The sequence below is a fragment of the Arthrobacter sp. Sr24 genome (assembly GCF_054511175.1).
The window spans coordinates 26,394-43,965 of sequence record NZ_JBTNDB010000016.1 but is presented as its reverse complement, the minus strand read 5'-3'; the positions used below and the strand labels follow the sequence as shown (position 1 = coordinate 43,965).

Below are 17,572 nucleotides of genomic sequence, written 5' to 3'. Positions count from 1 at the left end.
GCTCTAGGGTCAGAACTCGATGAGCCTAGGCCTTGCCTAGAATATGGCGCAGCGCCGATTCGAGGTCGCTATGACGGAACTCGTATCCGGAATCTTGGATCTTTTTCGCGGATGCGCGCTGGCTGGCCAGGGCTAGTTCCGCCGCGCCCTGCGCCCCCAACAGCAGTTTTGGGCCTAACGCCGGGACCTTCACAGCAGCGGGACGGTGCAAGACCCTCCCCAAAATGCGCGCAAACTCGCCAGCCTTCACAGGATGCGGAGCCACACCATTCACCGGACCGGCCACCGACGGCGACAGCGCTGCATGCGCAAAGATGCCGGCAATGTCATCAATCCCCACCCAGCTTTGCCACTGCTTCTCTCCGAGCGGGCCACCCACACCCGCCAGATACAGCGGGAGCAGCCGCTGCAAAACGCCGCCACCGGCAGAGAGCGCAATTCCGGTACGGACATTGACCACCCGAACCCCGGCAGCAGCCGCGGGAGCACACGCAGCTTCCCAATCACGGCACACATCAGCAAGGAAATCACTCCCTGGCGGATCGGATTCAACGAGGGCCGCGGGCAGGCCACCTGCAGAAAAGGCGTGCGGATCCGCTCCGTAATAGCCCACGGCGGAGCCGGAAACCAAGGTGCGTTCAACGCCGTCGGACGCTAGAGACGCAAGAGTCTTGGCCAGTAACTCAGTGCCACGAACCCTGCTCTGGTAGATCGCCTCCTTGTTAGCCTTCGTAAACCGCCCACCAATGGGGTGCCCGGCCAGGTGGATCACGGCGTGGCCGCGAGCCAGAGCCGCGGAGTCAATCACGCCAGCGTCGGGATCCCAGAAAATCTCGTCGTTGGCCCGCGGCGCATGCCTGACCAATTTCAGCACCGTGTGCCCACCGCCGCCCAGCAGTGCGCAGATCTGACGCCCCACTAGGCCCGACGCACCGCTGACCGCAATCACCTGCGGCTCCCCGGTATGCCCGGCATGAAACGCAAGATCACCCAACAATTGCCGCTCCCGGAAGGCAAACATCCGCCCCAATTCAGCCTGCATCTGAGCATGCGTCCAACGTCCACGCGCCAGTTTAGGCAGCTCATAGCTCATCTCGTCGCGCATCACGGTGGTGCCGGGCGCGCCGTCGGAGAAGGTGTGAGTGTGGCTGCTCGATTCCAGCGGCCCCTTCTCCATCACATCGGTGAAGCTAGCCTCCGGTACCAGTTCGGTGTGCAGGGCGTGCCAACGAATTTCCGGGCGCGCCCACGGAACCGGCAGTATGCCCCGCACTGTTCCGGCTGCGGATCCCAGCAACAGCCCTAGCCCGCCCGGGGCGCCCACTCCCATGACCGCCGTCGAGCCTGGATTGATGCCGTCGCTGGGCTCGGCATGGATGGTCCCAAAGAACGACGGCGTGAGGCGCACCAGAGCGCCGGGCCGGGTAAACCACCGGAATACCTCAGCGCGCGGGTAAGGAAGGATTGTTTCATAACGGAACGTGGGCATGATTCCTCCAAGTCGATGTCACCCCTATCTTGCCCCACATGCACCAATGTGGGTGGCTATTGCTAGATTCAAAGCAGCAACGCGGCACTACTAGGTACGGCACGGAAGGCACTTTATGTTTCTGCTCGACTCCCCTGAGGGCGACAAAAAGCTGATCTTTTCGGCGTCGGACTTAGTGACAGCCAGTGAATGTCAGTACCGGACGTTGCGGATTCTGGATGAAAAGCTCGGCCGGGCTACCAAGCCGGGTTTCGCCAAGGACGAAATGCTTGAACGTGCCGCTGAACTGGGCGACGCCTTCGAAGCAAAGATCTTGAACGAATACCGAGAGGAGTTCGGCGAGTGGGATGCCACAACGGGGACGGGCGTGAAGTCGATTTCCCGCGTGGACGGTGCATTGAGCTGGGCGGCCTTGGAATCCAAACGTGACGAGACACTGCATGCACTACGGATTGGCGCGGACGTCGTCTTCCAAGCCACATTCTTTGACGGCTCCATGGTGGGCTTTGCCGACTTCTTGATGCGTCAGCCCGATGATTCCTACGCCGTTCATGACACCAAATTGGCCCGCCATGCAAAAGTCAGTGCCCTCTTACAACTGGCCGCATACGGGGATCAACTGCAGAAATACGATATTCCGCTGCACCCAGTGACCACCTTGGTGTTGGGCAACCGGGCTGAGAGCAACCACGACATGGCGGACCTGCTGCCCGTCTTCCGCGAACACCGGGAACGTTTTTTGGCGCTCACAGCCGCCCACCGGGCGCAGCCCCTTACTGTTGAGTGGCTGGCGGACGGCATCAGTTATTGCGGACGCTGCGACTACTGCTCCCAGCAGGTGGCCGAGCATCAGGACTTACTGCTGGTCAACGGCATGACCGGCTCCCAACGCCGCAAACTCATGGCGCAGGGCATCACCACGGTTCAGGCGCTGGCTGAAATGCCGGCCGAGCAAACTCAGGGTCCGCTGGTGCGTCTCCGCGATCAGGCTCGGATGCAGCTGGGTCTGGAAGCTGTGAAGGGCAGCGCCATAGCCGGCGCGGGAACACATACGGCCCACGAGATTTCTTTCAAGGTGCTTCCAACCATCAGTCGCTTGCCAAAACCCAGCCGTGGAGACATTTTCTTCGATTTTGAGGGCGATCCGCTCTGGCAGGATGCCGCGAGTGAAAAGTGGGGACTAGAGTACCTCTTCGGCTCCATCGAAGCTCCCGATCCCGTTGCTCCAGCCGGCACTCCGGAGACATTTGTGCCGTTTTGGGCGCACAATCGCGCCGAAGAGGGCAAGGCGTTCAAGGATTTCATCGCCTATGTTGAAGCCCGGCGCAAGGCCCACCCCGACATGCACGTTTACCATTACGCACCGTATGAGAAGTCAGCGCTGCGGAACCTGGCCATCCTGCATGGCGATAAAACTGCCGAGGACACCGTTGACGATTGGTTGCGCAGCGGCCTCCTGGTTGACCTGCTGGATACCGTGAGGCAGTCGGTGCGCATTTCCGCGAGCTCTTACTCCATCAAGAAACTAGAACCGTTTTATATGGGCGAGAAAACCAGATCCGGCGATGTTAAGGATGCCGGCGCTTCCGTAGTTGCCTACGCGGATTACTGCAAGGCGCGCGACGCCGGACTGGCCGGGGATGCTGATCAGGTTGCCAAGGCGGCAGAGATCCTCGCGTCCATCTCCGACTACAACGAGTACGACTGCCTCTCCACTCTGCGCTTACGCGACTGGCTGTTTGAGATTGGGGCCGCCGTTGAAATCGAAACATGGAGCGAAGGAAGCGGAAAGCTACCAAAAGCGGAAGGCGAAAGCCCGAAAGTAAGCAGCTACGAACCCACCGAAAGTGAGCTCAAACTCGACGCGTTCATCACCGCGCTACGGGAGAAGAAGGGCTATGAGCTCAGTGACGATGAGAATGCCATCGCTATGGTGTCCGCAGCTGCCAGCTACCACCGCCGCGAGGATAAGCAGTTTTGGTGGGGACACTTTGACAGGCTCGAGAAAGGGCCGGACGGTTGGACCGAGGAGCGCAACATGCTCCACATCGAAGACGTTGAACTCGTGGCGGACTGGGCCAAGCCCGCGGACAAGCCCCGGGCCAAGACTGAAATCCGTACCCTCAAGGTCACCGGCACCGCTACCGAGGGCTCTGATTTCCGTCCTGGCACCACGTGGTTTGGAACCTATGATGCACCGCTGCCGGATGGCATGGCCGAAGATTCCGAGGACCCCATGGACGCACTGCGCCGCGGCGGCCTCTTTCACATCACCATTGTTGAGGATGTCTCTGATCCGGCAACACCTGAGCTGACCACTTTGGTGGTGAGCGAGAAATCCACCACTAAAGTACAGCCGTACAACCAACTACCCATCGCGCTAACACCCAACAAACCCATAGCAACTGTCAGTATTCGGGCTGCACTAGCTGAATTGGCCGAGAAGGTTGGGAGTAACCTCCCGCACCTACCCAAACACGCCGGGATTGAGATCCTGCGCAAGGCCACCCCCCGCCTCAGCGACGGCGCAAGCCTGCCGTCCGCCGTCGTGCATGGAGATGGGCACAGCGTCCGCGAATACAACTACATTGATGCCATTACCGAGACGGTCCTCAAGCTGGACCATTCTTATCTTGCCGTCCAGGGTCCGCCCGGCACTGGGAAGTCGCACGTTGGCGCCCATGTGATCGCCAATCTCCTGAAGACGGGCAAGAAAATTGGGGTGGTGGGGCAGTCGCACGCGGTGGTGGAAAACTTGCTCCGCAAAGCCATTGAAGTAGCCGGCGTTGACCCTGAACGCGTAGGCAAAAAACTCCCAGTCCCGCACGATGTTCCCTGGAAAATCACGGATGACAAGCAGTTCGAGAAACTACTGAACAGCCCTGAGGGTGCGTTGATTGGTGGCACGGCCTGGACCATGACAGGGGCCAGCGTTCCGGAAGGCTCGCTGGACTTGCTGGTCATTGACGAGGCAGGGCAGTATTCGCTAGCCAACACCTTGGCCGTGGCCCGGGCCGCGAAGAACCTGCTCCTGCTGGGTGATCCGCAGCAGCTGCCGCAAGTCACGCAGGGCTCGCATCCGGCGCCTGTGGATGAATCGGCGCTGGGCTGGCTCTCCAAGGGCCATGCCACGCTGCCCGAAGATAAAGGCTATTTCCTCGCCGATTCCTGGCGTATGCACCCCGATCTGTGCGCTGCAGTCTCCAGGCTCAGCTATGAAGGAAAGCTATTTTCAGCGCCAGCTGCGTCCCTGCGCCACCTCGAAGGAAAAGAACCCGGGGTGGAAACCATCTATGTGGGTCAAAACCCGGGGAGCGAAAAGGACAACAAACAGTCCTCTCCAGAGGAGGCGGCGGCAGTGGTTGCCCAAACAAAAGAGCATCTTGGCCTCCTCTGGACGCCGGGACCGGATGAGGAGCCACGTCCATTGGCTCAGGAGGACATCTTGGTGGTGGCCGCGTACAACGCTCAGGTCAACCTGGTTCGGGAGACGTTGGATCAAGCAGGTCTGTCCGATGTCAGAGTCGGCACCGTGGACAAGTTCCAGGGCCAGGAGGCCCCGGTGGTCTTGGTGACCATGGCCTGCGCGGATCCGTCTGGCGCACCGCGCGGCATGGAATTTTTGCTGAACCGCAACCGCATCAACGTCGCCGTCTCGCGCGGTCAGTGGCGGGCCGTCATCATCCGCTCCCCTGAGCTGAGCAACTTCATGCCAGGACGCCCCGAAGGAATGGCAGAACTAGGCGCCTTCATCGGCTTGTGCCGCGGGGATACCGGAACGCAGGCTCCCGCCATGGCATGACCACAACCGCACAGCCCCCTCTCCTGCTTAGACCGCTGCCCTGAAGAACGTCTCGGCAATGCGTGCCAGGTAGAACGGGTCATCCACACCGCACAGTTCCCGCGCCGAGTGCATCGAGAGCAACGGCGTGCCCACATCGAGGGTCCTGATGCCCAGCCTTGTAGCCGTCAAGGGCCCAATTGTGGAACCGCACGGGACGTTGTTGTTAGATACGAATTCTTGGTACGGCGCATCGGCTGCGGCGCAAAGCTTGGCCCACACGGCCGCGCCCACCCCGTCGGTGGCGTAGCGCTGGTTCGCGTTGATTTTAAGCAACGGGCCGCCGTTGAGTACTGGCAGGTTGGCCGGATCGTGCCGCTCGGAATAGTTAGGGTGGACAGCGTGCCCGGCATCAGCTGAGACGCAGAATGAGCTGGCGAAAGCACGACGTCGTTCACTCACCGATGCGCCCAAAGAATCCGACACTCGGGTCAAGACATCTTCCAAGATGGGACCGCAGGCTCCCGAGCGTGAGCCCGAGCCGATTTCCTCGTGGTCAAAGGCGGCCAGTACCGGGATCACTCCTGAAAGGGGCGCCTGGGATGCGGATATCAGTGCCACCAGGCCCGCATGGACGGATGTGAGGTTATCCATTCGACCGGCTGCGAAGAACTCATTGTTGGCACCAAATACTTGGCCCGGTTGGGTATCGGCTACAACAATGTCGTAGCCGCCAATCGTGGCCGCATCCACGCCCGCGCGCTCGGCAAGCAGCCCCAAAAGATCTTCGTCACTCGCAGTGCCTTGGCCCCACACCGGGTTCATGTGAGCCTGCTTATCCAGCTTGAGGCCATCATTGGCTGCCCGGTCCAAATGGATTGCCAGCTGCGGGAAACGCAGCAGCGGCCCAGTGGCTACCAGGGTTTCAACCCCCTTGCAGCTCACTAAGCGGCCAGCGAATTGCAGTTCGCGGTCCAACCAAGAATTGATCAGCGGCCCGCCATAAACCTCTACGCCGGCCTGCAGCCAGCCAAACCGGCCCGTGGTGGGTTTCGGCTTGAGCTTGAATGACGGCGAATCCGTGTGGGCACCCAAAATGTTGAACGGTGTGGTGACCGTGGCGTCCTCGGGCACAATCCACGCCATGATGGCGCCGTCGCGAATCATAAAGAATTTGCCATGGACCGGCCACTGTTCGGTTTCGTTCAGTTGCGTGAAACCAGCCTCGGCCAGTCGCTTTCCAGCTTCACCAGCCGCATGGAAGCTCGATGGTGAGGCGTCAATGAAGTCGCGCAGGTCCAGAATGTGTTCCACAGAAGTCATACTTCGATTCAATCACGAAGGCGGGCGGCGGGGCGCCCCGGACTCTCCCTCCCCGCTAGTACTCCGGGCTGGTTTGCACTCCGGTTACCTAGTACTCCGGGCTGCCTAGTAGTCCGGGTTGCTGGGAACAACCATCCCGGTCTCGTAGGCGTACACCACCACTTGAACCCGGTCTCGGAGGTGCAGCTTGGTGAGAATACGCCGAACATGTGTTTTGACGGTGGCTTCGGACAGGAAGAGCGAATGGGCAATCTCAGCATTGGACAGCCCTTGTGCAATGCACTGAGCAACCTCAAGCTCCCGAGGTGTGAGCTCTTCCAACAACGGGTCGGGCTGCAGATTCTGGCGCGGCGGGCTGTTGCGAACAAAATTCTCAAGGAGCCGCTGGGTGACGCGTGGGGCCACCACAGCGTCGCCACTGGCTACCAGATGCACGGCATGAACCAAGTCCGACGGCGCCACATCCTTGAGCAGGAATGCGCTGGCCCCGGCCTGCAAGCCAGCAAAGGCGTATTCGTCGAGGTCAAAGGTCGTCAGAATAATGACTCTGGCTTCCGACGGGGATGCGCTGATTTTGCCGGTGGCTTCGATACCGTCCATGAGCGGCATGCGTACGTCCATCAACACCACATCTGGCTGCAAGCGGTCAACGGCGCGCAGCGCTTCAATACCGTTGGAGGCCTCACCCACTACCTCGATGTCGTCCTCACCCTCAAGGATGAGCCGAAAACCCATCCGCAGCAGGGGCTGGTCATCCACCAGCAGCACCCTTATGGCATGGCTCAGATTAGTATGCTCGTCGGTCATATCCATATTCCCCAATATCTCTTCATTCACGTCTCCCACGGCGAATCACATCCGCGCATACCAGTCGCTGCGGACAAATCACTGTGAGTTTTCCGCAGCTTGCAACACGGCAGTCACGATCCACCCACCTTGGGGCCCCGGTCCGGCGTCGAGCGTTCCGGCATAAATACGCGCGCGTTCCCGCATTCCCACAATGCCGCTTCCGGAACCAATGGAGACATCCATCGTGCCATGACCATCATCTCTAACCCGAACAGTGGTGGCCCCAGTGAGGATGCTATTTGCCACCATGACCTCCACCCGGGACACTGCGGAGCCATATCGGAGCACATTGGTCAGCGATTCTTGCACGATCCGGTAAATGGTCAAGGCCAGCGCCGGGTCCTCGGGTACGGGTGGACCAGATTGAGTGAACAAGATGGGCAATCCTGCTTGGCGGAAACCCTCGATCAGAGCACCCATATCGGCATGGTCAGGCTGCGGGGAACGGACGGTGTCGGCATCTTCACGGAGCACACCCAGCACGCGGCGCATATCTGTCAATGCCGTGCGCCCGGTCTGGGACAGCTGCCCCAGAACGTCCCCTGCCTTGGCAGGATCGCGTTTCACCACTACAGCGGCCCCATCGCTGAGTGCCACCATGACGGTCAGGGAGTGGGCAACCACATCATGCATTTCCCTGGCTATCCTGTTCCTTTCAGCAACGGAAGCCAGTTCGGAGGTGCGGACAGCCCACTGGCGTAATTCGGCCTCGTGCTTGCGGCTGCTGCGAACTGCCGCACCAATGCCGGTGGCGACTGTGTTTGAAAGCAAGATAACAACCGCCGAAATGACATTGCTGGCTGTTGCGCTGGGGCCGCCTTCTGGAAGAAGACCGTCAGGGTACTGATAGAGAAACAAGATAAAGACCATCAACGGTAGGCCGGACACGATCCCCAGCGCAAAGCTGACAACAGACTTGTACCGCACCGCCACGGAGTACAAGGCGAACCAGATGCCCACCCCAATGTTGCCGGCCGTTGGCACCACCACAATATTGAGGACCTCAAAAACGGAAACGATCGCCAGCACTGCCAGTGGCTTGTCGCGGCGGAACATCAGAACCGTGGCCGAGGCCAGGACGATGACAACGTGCTCGCTCATATTGACGTTAAGGTCACCGCTGAGGAAGATGCCTGAGCCAGCCATCAGGTAGCCAAAAACCACCACCACGTCCATGACGCGAGGGTGGTTGTAAAAATATGTTCGAAGTGCACCACGACGGCGGGCCGTGAATTCGTCGGCCCGCCGTGCAGCGGATGGTAAGTCGGCGGGGGAAGCGGCCGTTCGTTCCGCGGCCCCCGCCTGGTCTTTTGTGCGCATAAGTGTGCTTAGAGTCCCCCAGCGAGATGCCGGGGGACGTTAGCTGATCTTAGACGTCACGAGTCTTGAGGGAAATGATGGCCGGGATCATGAAGATCAGAATCCAGCCCACGAAGATCATTGCGCCTGCGAAGGGAGTGATGAACGCCGCCTTCTCAGTAATCTCCAACATGCGTCCACCGGCCACACTAGGCACGTACTGGTTCAGGTTCTTCCAGAATTCACCGGGCAACAATGTCAACAGCTGAGTGCCAAAGTCCAGGAGGAAGAAAACCACCACTAGGACAATGATGCCGCCGGCGGAGCTGCGCAGCAGCGTACCCAAGGAGAGGCCAATCAAGGAAACACCGGCCACATACAGGCCGCCCATGAGGATGGAGTACATGACGCCCTTCAACCCAAAGGACAGTTCAAAGCCGTAGGCGCTGAAGATTGGCATGGCTACCAAGGTGGTGACCACGGCGGCGATCAAGGTCAGGATGTAGGAAACAACTACCAGGACCACTGCCTTGGCGAAGAATGCCGGAAGGCGCTTTGGAACAGCTGTCATGGTGGAGCGGATCATGCCGGTGCCGAACTCCGAGGAGATCAACATGACGGCCAGTGCCCCGAGGATCAGGATGCCTATCTGCAAGCCCGCGTTGGGAATTGCGTAAAGATTGAACCCCAATGCCTCCTGAGCTTGATCCATAGTCATGGTTGCGGACGGTTCGCCTGGCATGCCCATACCCATACCGCTCTGCATCACCCCTTGCAGGGTCCAAGCTTGAACCCATGCTACGAAAATACCAATCCCAGCCACCGCAAGGAAAGTGAAGACGAGCAGCAGCTGGGTGGAGCGCAGAGACCGGAACTTGATCCATTCGCTACGCAGGACGCCGGCAAATGTCAGTGACCCGCCAGTAGCGCGCTTCGGTGAGGAAATCGTCGTCGTGCTCATTGTTAGAGTCCCTTCACAGCGGCCGGATCCGGCGCATTGTTGGTCAGATCCTGTGAGTGGTATTCCACTGCATCCTTGGTCAGGTTGAAGTAGGCATCTTCCAGGGATGTGGTCAGTGGCATCAGCTCGTAGACCAAAACTTGGTTTTCCAGCGCCACTTGGGCGATCTGGCGTGCATCGAGCCCGGTGATTTCAAGAGTCTCGTTCTCGTGACTCTGCACCTGGACACCTTGGCTACCCAGCAATTGACTCAGCCGGGTTACCTCGGCGGTGCGCACCCGGACCTTGGCCTGCTGGGTGCCGGCGAGGATCTGCGCGATGGGAGCATCGGCAATGATCTGGCCACGGCCAATGACAATGAGGTGATCGGCTGTCAGCGCCATTTCACTCATGAGGTGCGATGACAAGAACACGGTCTTGCCCTCCGAGGCAAGGTATTTGGCGAGGTTACGCACCCACAGCACGCCCTCGGGGTCCAAGCCGTTGACCGGCTCATCGAGAATCAGCGTCTGCGGATCGCCCAACAATGCGGAGGCAATGCCGAGCCGCTGACCCATACCGAGGGAGAAACCGCCAGCCTTCTTCTTCGCCACGGCGGCCAGACCAGTCATATCAATGACCTCATTGACACGCTTGGTGGGGATGCTGTGCGTGGCGGCCATGGCCAGCAGGTGGTTGTAGGCGGTGCGCGAGGTGTGCACAGCCTTGGCGTCCAGCAACGCACCAACCTGTCGAAGCGGATCACGGTGCTTGGCGTAGGGTTTGCCGTTGACGGTGACAGTTCCTCGCGAAGGCGCATCTAGCCCAACGATCATCCGCATGGTGGTTGATTTGCCGGCGCCGTTAGGGCCCAGGAAGCCCGTCACCATTCCCGGCTTGACGGTAAACGTGACACCGCCAACCGCGGTCTTGGCACCGTAGTGCTTGGCCAGGTTTACTGCCTCAATCATGTGGACATCCCCTTTGGATGAGCGCCGGCACAACTGTGACAGGCGTCTTTTCTCGAATCTATTACAACCGTACGCACTCGCACAGCAGATATCTTCCTTCTCAGGGATGATTCAGGGTTCACTCAGGGTCGTCCGAATGGATGACATGCCGCGGGCAGATCTTCCCTCTAAACTGGAACGATGCCACTCTCCACAGCTCAATCTACCGCGCTGCGTCCGCTCGCTTGGTCGCGGTCCCGACTGTTCTGGGTTTCATTGCCCGCTCTAGCCGTTGTGCTTGCTGGCGTCTGGATCATGATGGCTACCGGCAACCATCCGCCGTTTCATAAGTTCGACGACGGCTGGTACCAGCTGATGCGCAGCTCCCGGACACCGTGGCTCACCGACGCGAACCGCGTACTGGATTTTGCTGGCAACACTGGAATGGTCATCTACTCTGTACTTTTACTCTTGGTGCTCTTGCGCCGCCATTGGCGCTTGGCGCTCTTCACCGCTGCCGTCAATTTAGGCGCCCTGGGGCTAACTCATCTGATCAAGTTTTTGGTGGACCGCCCACGTCCCGCTGACCGGCTGGTGCCTGTTGACCACGGTTCATACCCTTCCGGACATGTCAGTGGCACGGTAACCGCCATGGTGGTCACAGCTGTGGTGTTGGGCAAGTTGTGGATGTGGATCAGCGGCACCATTCTCAGCATTGCCATGATGTACAGCCGCACTTATTTGGGTGTCCACTGGTTCTCTGACACCATCGCCGGAGTCCTGGTGGGGGTAGGGCTAACGTTGCTGCTCTGGGCACTATTGCGAGATAAATGCCTGGATCGGAATATTCGTACGGACAGGGTCCCAGCGAACTCGCAGACCGCTTAGTTACTGCTCTTTTCAAACTCCGACTCAGGTAGCGGCTTCGCTGCGGGTGCGGTCAGAATAGAAGCCACAATGGCAACGGCAATGGCCAGCAGTGCCCAGCGAATGGTGACGTGATCGCCAAGGAATCCCAGCAGCGGCGGACCCGCAAGGAACGCCACGTAGCCAATCGTGGAAACCACGGAAACCCTGGCGGCGGCCCGCGCGGGATCATCAGCTGCCGCGGACATGCCCATGGGGAAGCCCAGTGCCGCACCGGCACCCCAAAGCACTGCGCCCACGCCGGCCAGCAGCATGTTCGGTGCCAGCACAAAGATAATTAGGCCCAGCAGTGCCGATCCTAGGCTCCCATACAGCACCGGAACCCGACCAAACTGGTCAATCAACCGGCCACCAAAGAACCTAAAGAGCGTCATGGATGCAACAAAAACAGCAAACATGATGGCACCCTCGGCTTCACTGGAACCCAGCCCATCAACAGCGGCCTTGGCAATCCAGTCATTGGCCGATCCTTCAGTCAGGGCCGCACCCAGAACCACCAGTCCTACCAAAAGTGTCCGCTTCTCACCCCAAGCGCTGCGACCCTTTGGGACCGTGACTCCGCTCGGCTGGTTTTCACCGCTCTGGCTGCCGGACTGTGCCACATCCGGCAGGAAATACTTGGGGACAAAGATCATCGCAAGGACTACGACGGTCACGATGGCCAGCAGGTGCGCTGGCATGCTGACGTTAATAGCCGAAAGTCCCGCCCCCACGAGGGCGCCGACCAACGCACCACCACTAAATCCACCATGGAATTGCGGCATGATGGTGCGGCGCAGATGCCGCTCCACGTCGGCACCTTCAATGTTCTGCGCAACGTCCCATAGGCCAATGCCAATACCGAAAAAGAAGAGTCCTACAGCGGTCAGCGCAACATTGTGCTGTGCCAAAGCAATCGACACGATCAATCCGCCAAAGGCCAGACTAAAGCCGCCGATCCTGACGGTGGACGCCGTGCCGACGCGGCCAACCACGGTTCCTGCAGCGGGAAGCGCAATGACAGATCCCGCGGCGATGGTCAGCAACAACAAACCCATTTGGCCCGAGGTCAGATCGAGAATTCTTGTCACTGCCGGAATACGTGCAGCCCAACTGGCAAACACAAACCCGTTGATTGCGAAGACGGCAAAGGTGGCAATGGTCGCAGCACGGACCGCCTGCTGATTCATAGTGAAGGACGCTCTTAACTGATGGTGTGCGAAAAGGTGATCAGAACAACTCTAGCCTGAGCATCAGCGGGCGCGCTCGACGCGTTTTTCGTCCCACACAGGCTCATCGGATTCGTAGACTTTACCGTCGGAACCGAAGACCAGGAACCTGTCGAAGGACCTGGCGAACCAGCGGTCGTGGGTGACGGCCAGAACGGTGCCTTCGAACGAATCGATGGCCTTCTCCAGCGCCTCAGCTGAGTGCAAATCGAGGTTGTCCGTAGGTTCATCGAGCAGGAGCAAGGTGGCACCGGAGAGTTCCAACAGCAGAATTTGGAAACGAGCTTGCTGACCGCCGGAAAGCGAGTCGTACTTTTGCTCCGAGCTGGACGCCAGACCGTAACGATCCAACGCACCGGCCGCGGCTTCGCGCCCCATCCCGGAACGGTGCTCGTCCCCACGGTGCAAGATATCCAGCAATGTGCGTGTCAGAAGGTCCGGCCGGGCATGGGTCTGGGCAAAGAAACCAGGGCGGATGCGCGCCCCGAGTTTCACCGAACCTTCATGCGGCACCTGGGCAATCTCTACGTCGGACACGGGCTCATGTTCTTTGTCCGGATCCGAGCCACCGGCCGCCAAGAGACGCAGGAAGTGAGACTTGCCCGAACCATTAGAGCCCAGTACGCCCACGCGGTCGCCAAACCAGACCTCGGTGCTGAACGGTTTCATGAGGCCGGTGAGTTCCAGCTTTGTGGCAATAATGGCGCGTTTGGCCGTGCGGCCACCCTTGAGACGCATTTTCACATTTTGCTCAATGGGTAGCGCCTCGGGTGGGCCCTGCTCCAAGAACTGGGATAGGCGCGACTGTGCAGCCTGGTAGCGGTTCGCCATATCGGAACGGAAGGCGGCCTTGGTCTTGTACATGTTGACGAGTTCCTTGAGCTTGATATGCTCCTCGTCCCATCGCTTCCGCAATTCTTCGAAGCGGGCGTTACGGTCCTCGCGGGCCTTCACATAAGATTCGAACCCACCGCCATGGGTCCAGCTGGAGGCGCCGTTAATCCCCGGTTCCAGCGTTACTATGCGGGTTGCAGCGTTGGCCAGCAGTTCGCGGTCGTGGCTGACGAACAGCACTGATTTGGGTGAGTCCGCCATTTTGGCTTCGAGCCAGCGTTTGCCGGGCACGTCCAAGTAGTTATCCGGCTCATCCAGCAAGAGAAGGTCGTCGGGGCCAGAAAAGAGAGCTTCAAGCACCAGGCGCTTTTGCTCGCCGCCACTGAGCGAAGCAGCTTTACGGTACTGGGCGGTGTAAAAGTCCATGCCCATGGCGGCCATAGTGACTTCATCCCACGTTGTTTCCATCTCGTAGCCGCCCACATCGCCCCAATCGGCGATCGCCTGGGCGTACGCCATTTGGCTGGGCTCATCGTCGCGCTCCAGCATGGCCTCTTCGGCGGCATCCACGGCCTTCCCTGCGGCGGCGATATTCGCAGATGCCACGGAGAGCAGCAGATCCCGCACAGTACTCTCGTCCCGAACTTGGCCCACGAACTGGCGCATCACCCCCATGCTACCCGAACGTGAAACGGCTCCCTCATCTGCTTTGATGTCTTGGCAGATGATACGCAGCAGCGTGGTCTTGCCCGTGCCATTGGGCCCAATCAAGGCCGTCTTGGTGCCATCGGAGACGCGGAAGTTCACCCCGTTCAGCAGCTGCCGGCCGTCGGAGAGAAAATAGTCAATGTTTGCAACGTCAATGTGTCCCACGGAATAATTCTCCCATCTTTGCCGAGGTATGCAGGCCGCACAAGACAGGCAGGAGAGGGCGAACCGCTAGGGGTCTGTGGCGAGGCACGATCCGGGCGGATCAGGTGGGGTTATCCCCACCTCGCTTTCACCGGCTGGCATGATGGTTCCAGGACCCGGCCACGGCAAGGATTGATATATGAATAACTCATTTGCCACTCAAGCACCCAAATCGTGGTTCATCCTGCGGCCCTCCACATGGCGCCAGATCGCTAATGATCTGGCCTACATCGTGCCTGGCTTCTTTATTTCTCTAATCTCTTTCACGGTACTCGTGACCCTCTTTTGCTTGGGCCTTTCCACCATCATCATCTGGGTTGGACTACCCGTCCTGGTGGCCGCTCTGGCTTCAGCCCGTTGGTTTGCCACCGTGAACCGGGCGGCATTACAACGTTGGGCCGGAGAAATTCCGCCAGTTCATTACCGCACACCCCAAAGAAGTACCATCAGCGGCATGTTTCGGAATTTGGCTGATCCCCAGCTATGGAAAGACTTCATCCATGGTTTATTTATTTCCTTTCCGTACCGCACCGCAGCGTTCTGCATAGCTCTGACGTTCGCTGCTGGATCCCTCGGCCTGTTGACGCAATGGATTTGGATCAGCTACCTTCCGCCGGAAAATATCCAACTGGCAGAGATCCTAAATCTGGATACTGTTTTGAACGTGAGCCCGGCGACCGCAGGGCTCTGGTTTGATCTCCTGTGCGGCGTGGTACTGCTGCTACTCTTGCCCTTCATCACGCATCTGCTGGCGCTCGGTGACGCAGCACTAACACGCGTCTTGCTGACAAACGAAACAATCGCCCTACGAGCCCGTAGTGAAGAACTAGCCACTAGCCGCGCCCAAATAGTTTCAGAAGAAGCCCAAACGATGCGCAAGATCGAACGTGATCTTCATGATGGTCCCCAGCAACGCCTCATCAGGTTGCAGATGGATGTCGAAGCTGCTCAGCGGCGCATGGCAACAGATCCGGAAGGTGCCAATAGGCTGATGGAAGGCGCGCTGGAACAAAGCCGTGAAGCCCTCAATGAGTTGCGCGCCCTCTCCCGCGGCATTGCTCCGCCACTACTGGCTGACCGCGGCTTGCACGTGGCCGTGGCTTCCGTGGCGGCACGCGCCACGGTCCCCGTTCAGGTGAGCGGCAATTTACGGCCCGCAGACCGGTTGCCTGAGGCTGCCGAGAATGCGGCGTTCTTTGTAGTCTCGGAAGCTCTGGCCAATGTGTCTAAACATGCTCGCGCCAGTACTGCAGCTGTGACGCTAAACCGTTCCGAATCAGAACTTGCCATTGAAGTTTCCGACGACGGTAGCGGCGGCGCTCATGTGGGCAAGGGCCACGGACTGGCGGGTTTGATCGACAGGCTGGCCGGCGTAGATGGCTCGTTGGAGATCAGTAGCCCCGCGGGTGGCCCCACCACTCTCCGGGCCAGCATCCCTCTCCTTGGATGAAGATCATGGCTGAGCTCGGGGCCGGCACAATGTTGGCAGATGAAGCGAACGGCTACTCTGAAACCATGCGTGTTGTTCTGGCTGAAGATTCAGTCCTGCTCCGTGAGGGCCTTGTTCGATTACTCGAGGAAACGGGTGCGCAAGTGTGCGCGGCCGTGGGCGACGGAACCCAATTGTTAGCGGCCGTCGAAGAGCACGTGCCCGATCTACTGATCACCGATGTGCGCATGCCGCCCTCACACCGGGACGAAGGGCTGAAGGCGGCTCTGGAAGTCAGGGCGCAGTTCCCCTCGGTTGCCGTCTTGGTGCTCTCCCAATACGTGGAGCTCAGCTATGCCAGCGAGCTGCTGGCCGGAGCCTCCTACGGCGCTGGACTGGGGTATCTTCTCAAGGACAGAGTTGCCCGATTTGAAGATTTCACCGATGCCATTGACCGCGTTGGGGCGGGCTCGACCGTCATCGATCCCGAAGTCATCAGCGCTTTATTGGCCAACCGTGGGGCCGGCGATCCCATCCGAACGCTAAGCCCCCGCGAATCTCAAGTGCTAGAACTGATGGCCCAGGGATTGACCAATGCCGGCATCGCCAAGGCACTGGTTGTCAGCGGCGGTGCTGTCGAGAAACACATCAGCGCCATATTCATGAAGTTGGGGTTACATCAAAGCGGCGACGATCACCGCCGCGTGTTGGCTGTGCTGCAATTCCTGCAAAACGGCAACTGAACCAAGCAGTCAGCACTCAGTACTTGTTGCCGTACTCATATGGCGGATCCATAGTGAGGCAGGGAGAAAACGAGGAGATGCGAATAGCGTGGACTTCTTCTGACTAGTCAACGCCGTGGCTGTAACCGGCATCGTTCGTAATATCGACCACCGTCTCGTCTTCCGCCATGGTCCGTTCAGCCACGATCCAGTCGCCTTTACCGCTCCACGCTTCCCCGATTTTCTGCAATTAACCGGGCCCTTCGGCGCCCGTCGCCAGAGTCCCAAATATTTGCCCTGTCCACGTATATTCTCCAGCGATCAGGTTTTTGGCTGTGAAGGTAGTGGTGGAGCCGGCAACTGCCGAGGTCGGCGCCGACAAGGACGGAGCAGGAGGCTGCGTCGTACCAACCGGAGCAATGACTGCGTCAACATTCGAGTCTGACACCAGCCCGGCCTTGTCCATGAGGCGGTAGTCAACGGACACGCCGTCGCCCCCTGCCTTGCTGGTCTCCATGTACGCCGTCCACGTGGCGCCTCCATCGACTGAGTATTCAATCGTGGCAATACCTGAGCCGGGGCCAGTAGCTTCCAAGGTGAGGGTAAGGGCTTGCGGATCAACACCGTGAGTCACCAGCGGCATCTGGGTGCCTACCTTGAAATCGTCCGGGGCCTTGCCCCTCAACCATGTTGGGAGAACGCTGCGGGTCAGCTGGGGTCGCGGGCGTATTGGCCGGATCGGCGAAACTTCCAACGGGGATAGCCTCCAAAGTTGTTCCACCAGCATCCACAGCCATATCGTGCTTGATGTTGGATGTGGAAAGGGGTGTTCCAGGAGCAGCCATCGGCGCTGAGGACAAAGCTAGTGCCGGCACAGCACCGGCTGCTTGGCCGAATTCTCTGTGTGAA

The 17,572-nt window shown here is 59.4% G+C and carries 14 protein-coding genes; 4 read left to right on the top strand and 10 right to left on the bottom strand.

Features of this window, described 5'->3' with window-relative positions; translation table 11 throughout:
* Nucleotides 1-25: 25 nt before the first annotated feature.
* Nucleotides 26-1,489, bottom strand: a complete 1,464-nt coding sequence (locus ACX80D_RS11505; protein ID WP_459322803.1) for a TIGR01777 family oxidoreductase — start codon at nt 1,487-1,489, stop codon at nt 26-28.
* Nucleotides 1,490-1,604: 115 nt separating this feature from the next.
* Between ACX80D_RS11505 and ACX80D_RS11500 the strand changes: the two genes are divergently transcribed.
* A complete protein-coding gene (locus ACX80D_RS11500) occupies nt 1,605-5,291 on the top strand; it encodes a TM0106 family RecB-like putative nuclease (RefSeq protein ID WP_459322802.1) in 3,687 nt (1,228 codons plus the stop codon).
* A gap of 27 nt (nt 5,292-5,318) precedes the next feature.
* Here the strand turns inward: ACX80D_RS11500 and ACX80D_RS11495 are convergent, their stop codons facing one another.
* The 5 genes from ACX80D_RS11495 to ACX80D_RS11475 form a co-directional block, all read right to left on the bottom strand.
* Nucleotides 5,319-6,593 carry a M18 family aminopeptidase gene (locus ACX80D_RS11495; protein WP_459322801.1) on the bottom strand — a complete coding sequence of 425 codons (1,275 nt, stop codon included), beginning with the start codon at nt 6,591-6,593 and terminating at the stop codon, nt 5,319-5,321.
* A gap of 105 nt (nt 6,594-6,698) precedes the next feature.
* Nucleotides 6,699-7,400: a response regulator gene (locus ACX80D_RS11490; RefSeq protein ID WP_459322842.1), complete on the bottom strand. Its 702-nt coding sequence runs from the start codon at nt 7,398-7,400 to the stop codon at nt 6,699-6,701.
* 78 nt (nt 7,401-7,478) lie between these two features.
* Nucleotides 7,479-8,762 carry a sensor histidine kinase gene (locus ACX80D_RS11485; RefSeq protein ID WP_459322800.1) on the bottom strand — a complete coding sequence of 428 codons (1,284 nt, stop codon included), beginning with the start codon at nt 8,760-8,762 and terminating at the stop codon, nt 7,479-7,481.
* Nucleotides 8,763-8,811: 49 nt separating this feature from the next.
* Nucleotides 8,812-9,702 (bottom strand): ABC transporter permease, encoded by an 891-nt coding sequence (locus tag ACX80D_RS11480; protein ID WP_459322799.1) that lies wholly within the window; start codon nt 9,700-9,702, stop codon nt 8,812-8,814.
* Between the two features lie 2 nt (nt 9,703-9,704).
* Entirely contained in the window at nt 9,705-10,652 is a 948-nt protein-coding gene (locus ACX80D_RS11475; protein ID WP_459322798.1) for an ABC transporter ATP-binding protein, read from the bottom strand.
* A gap of 180 nt (nt 10,653-10,832) precedes the next feature.
* On the opposite strand from ACX80D_RS11475, the gene ACX80D_RS11470 reads away from it, so the two are divergent.
* Nucleotides 10,833-11,519: a phosphatase PAP2 family protein gene (locus ACX80D_RS11470; RefSeq protein WP_459322797.1), complete on the top strand. Its 687-nt coding sequence runs from the start codon at nt 10,833-10,835 to the stop codon at nt 11,517-11,519.
* On the opposite strand, the gene ACX80D_RS11465 is transcribed toward ACX80D_RS11470, so the two are convergent.
* Nucleotides 11,516-12,727: an MFS transporter gene (locus ACX80D_RS11465; protein WP_459322796.1), complete on the bottom strand. Its 1,212-nt coding sequence runs from the start codon at nt 12,725-12,727 to the stop codon at nt 11,516-11,518. The two genes, ACX80D_RS11470 and ACX80D_RS11465, sit on opposite strands and share 4 nt — an antisense overlap.
* 63 nt (nt 12,728-12,790) lie before the next feature.
* On the bottom strand, nt 12,791-14,473 hold the full coding sequence (locus tag ACX80D_RS11460) for an ATP-binding cassette domain-containing protein (protein WP_459322795.1): 1,683 nt from the start codon (nt 14,471-14,473) through the stop codon (nt 12,791-12,793).
* A 178-nt stretch (nt 14,474-14,651) separates the two neighbouring features.
* On the opposite strand from ACX80D_RS11460, the gene ACX80D_RS11455 reads away from it, so the two are divergent.
* Together ACX80D_RS11455 and ACX80D_RS11450 are read left to right on the top strand one after the other, a co-directional pair.
* On the top strand, nt 14,652-15,962 hold the full coding sequence (locus tag ACX80D_RS11455) for a sensor histidine kinase (protein WP_459322794.1): 1,311 nt from the start codon (nt 14,652-14,654) through the stop codon (nt 15,960-15,962).
* Nucleotides 15,963-15,967: 5 nt separating this feature from the next.
* Entirely contained in the window at nt 15,968-16,684 is a 717-nt protein-coding gene (locus ACX80D_RS11450; protein WP_459322793.1) for a response regulator transcription factor, read from the top strand.
* A 103-nt stretch (nt 16,685-16,787) separates the two neighbouring features.
* Here the strand turns inward: ACX80D_RS11450 and ACX80D_RS11445 are convergent, their stop codons facing one another.
* Both ACX80D_RS11445 and ACX80D_RS11440 read right to left on the bottom strand, forming a co-directional pair.
* On the bottom strand, nt 16,788-16,913 hold the full coding sequence (locus tag ACX80D_RS11445; RefSeq protein ID WP_459322792.1) for a hypothetical protein: 126 nt from the start codon (nt 16,911-16,913) through the stop codon (nt 16,788-16,790).
* On the bottom strand, nt 16,914-17,348 hold the full coding sequence (locus tag ACX80D_RS11440) for a hypothetical protein (protein ID WP_459322791.1): 435 nt from the start codon (nt 17,346-17,348) through the stop codon (nt 16,914-16,916).
* Nucleotides 17,349-17,572 lie beyond the last annotated feature (224 nt).

What these genes read in the sequence shown, in the direction of transcription:
- ACX80D_RS11480 (WP_459322799.1), bottom strand. Translation starts at nt 9,702, where the DNA reads ATGAGCACGACGACGATTTCCTCACCGAAGCGCGCTACTGGCGGGTCA.
- ACX80D_RS11475 (WP_459322798.1), bottom strand. Translation starts at nt 10,652, where the DNA reads ATGATTGAGGCAGTAAACCTGGCCAAGCACTACGGTGCCAAGACCGCG.
- ACX80D_RS11505 (WP_459322803.1), bottom strand. Translation starts at nt 1,489, where the DNA reads ATGCCCACGTTCCGTTATGAAACAATCCTTCCTTACCCGCGCGCTGAG.
- ACX80D_RS11455 (WP_459322794.1), top strand. Translation starts at nt 14,652, where the DNA reads ATGAATAACTCATTTGCCACTCAAGCACCCAAATCGTGGTTCATCCTG.
- ACX80D_RS11450 (WP_459322793.1), top strand. Translation starts at nt 15,968, where the DNA reads ATGGCTGAGCTCGGGGCCGGCACAATGTTGGCAGATGAAGCGAACGGC.
- ACX80D_RS11490 (WP_459322842.1), bottom strand. Translation starts at nt 7,400, where the DNA reads ATGACCGACGAGCATACTAATCTGAGCCATGCCATAAGGGTGCTGCTG.
- ACX80D_RS11500 (WP_459322802.1), top strand. Translation starts at nt 1,605, where the DNA reads ATGTTTCTGCTCGACTCCCCTGAGGGCGACAAAAAGCTGATCTTTTCG.
- ACX80D_RS11495 (WP_459322801.1), bottom strand. Translation starts at nt 6,593, where the DNA reads ATGACTTCTGTGGAACACATTCTGGACCTGCGCGACTTCATTGACGCC.
- ACX80D_RS11465 (WP_459322796.1), bottom strand. Translation starts at nt 12,727, where the DNA reads ATGAATCAGCAGGCGGTCCGTGCTGCGACCATTGCCACCTTTGCCGTC.
- ACX80D_RS11485 (WP_459322800.1), bottom strand. Translation starts at nt 8,762, where the DNA reads ATGCGCACAAAAGACCAGGCGGGGGCCGCGGAACGAACGGCCGCTTCC.
- ACX80D_RS11470 (WP_459322797.1), top strand. Translation starts at nt 10,833, where the DNA reads ATGCCACTCTCCACAGCTCAATCTACCGCGCTGCGTCCGCTCGCTTGG.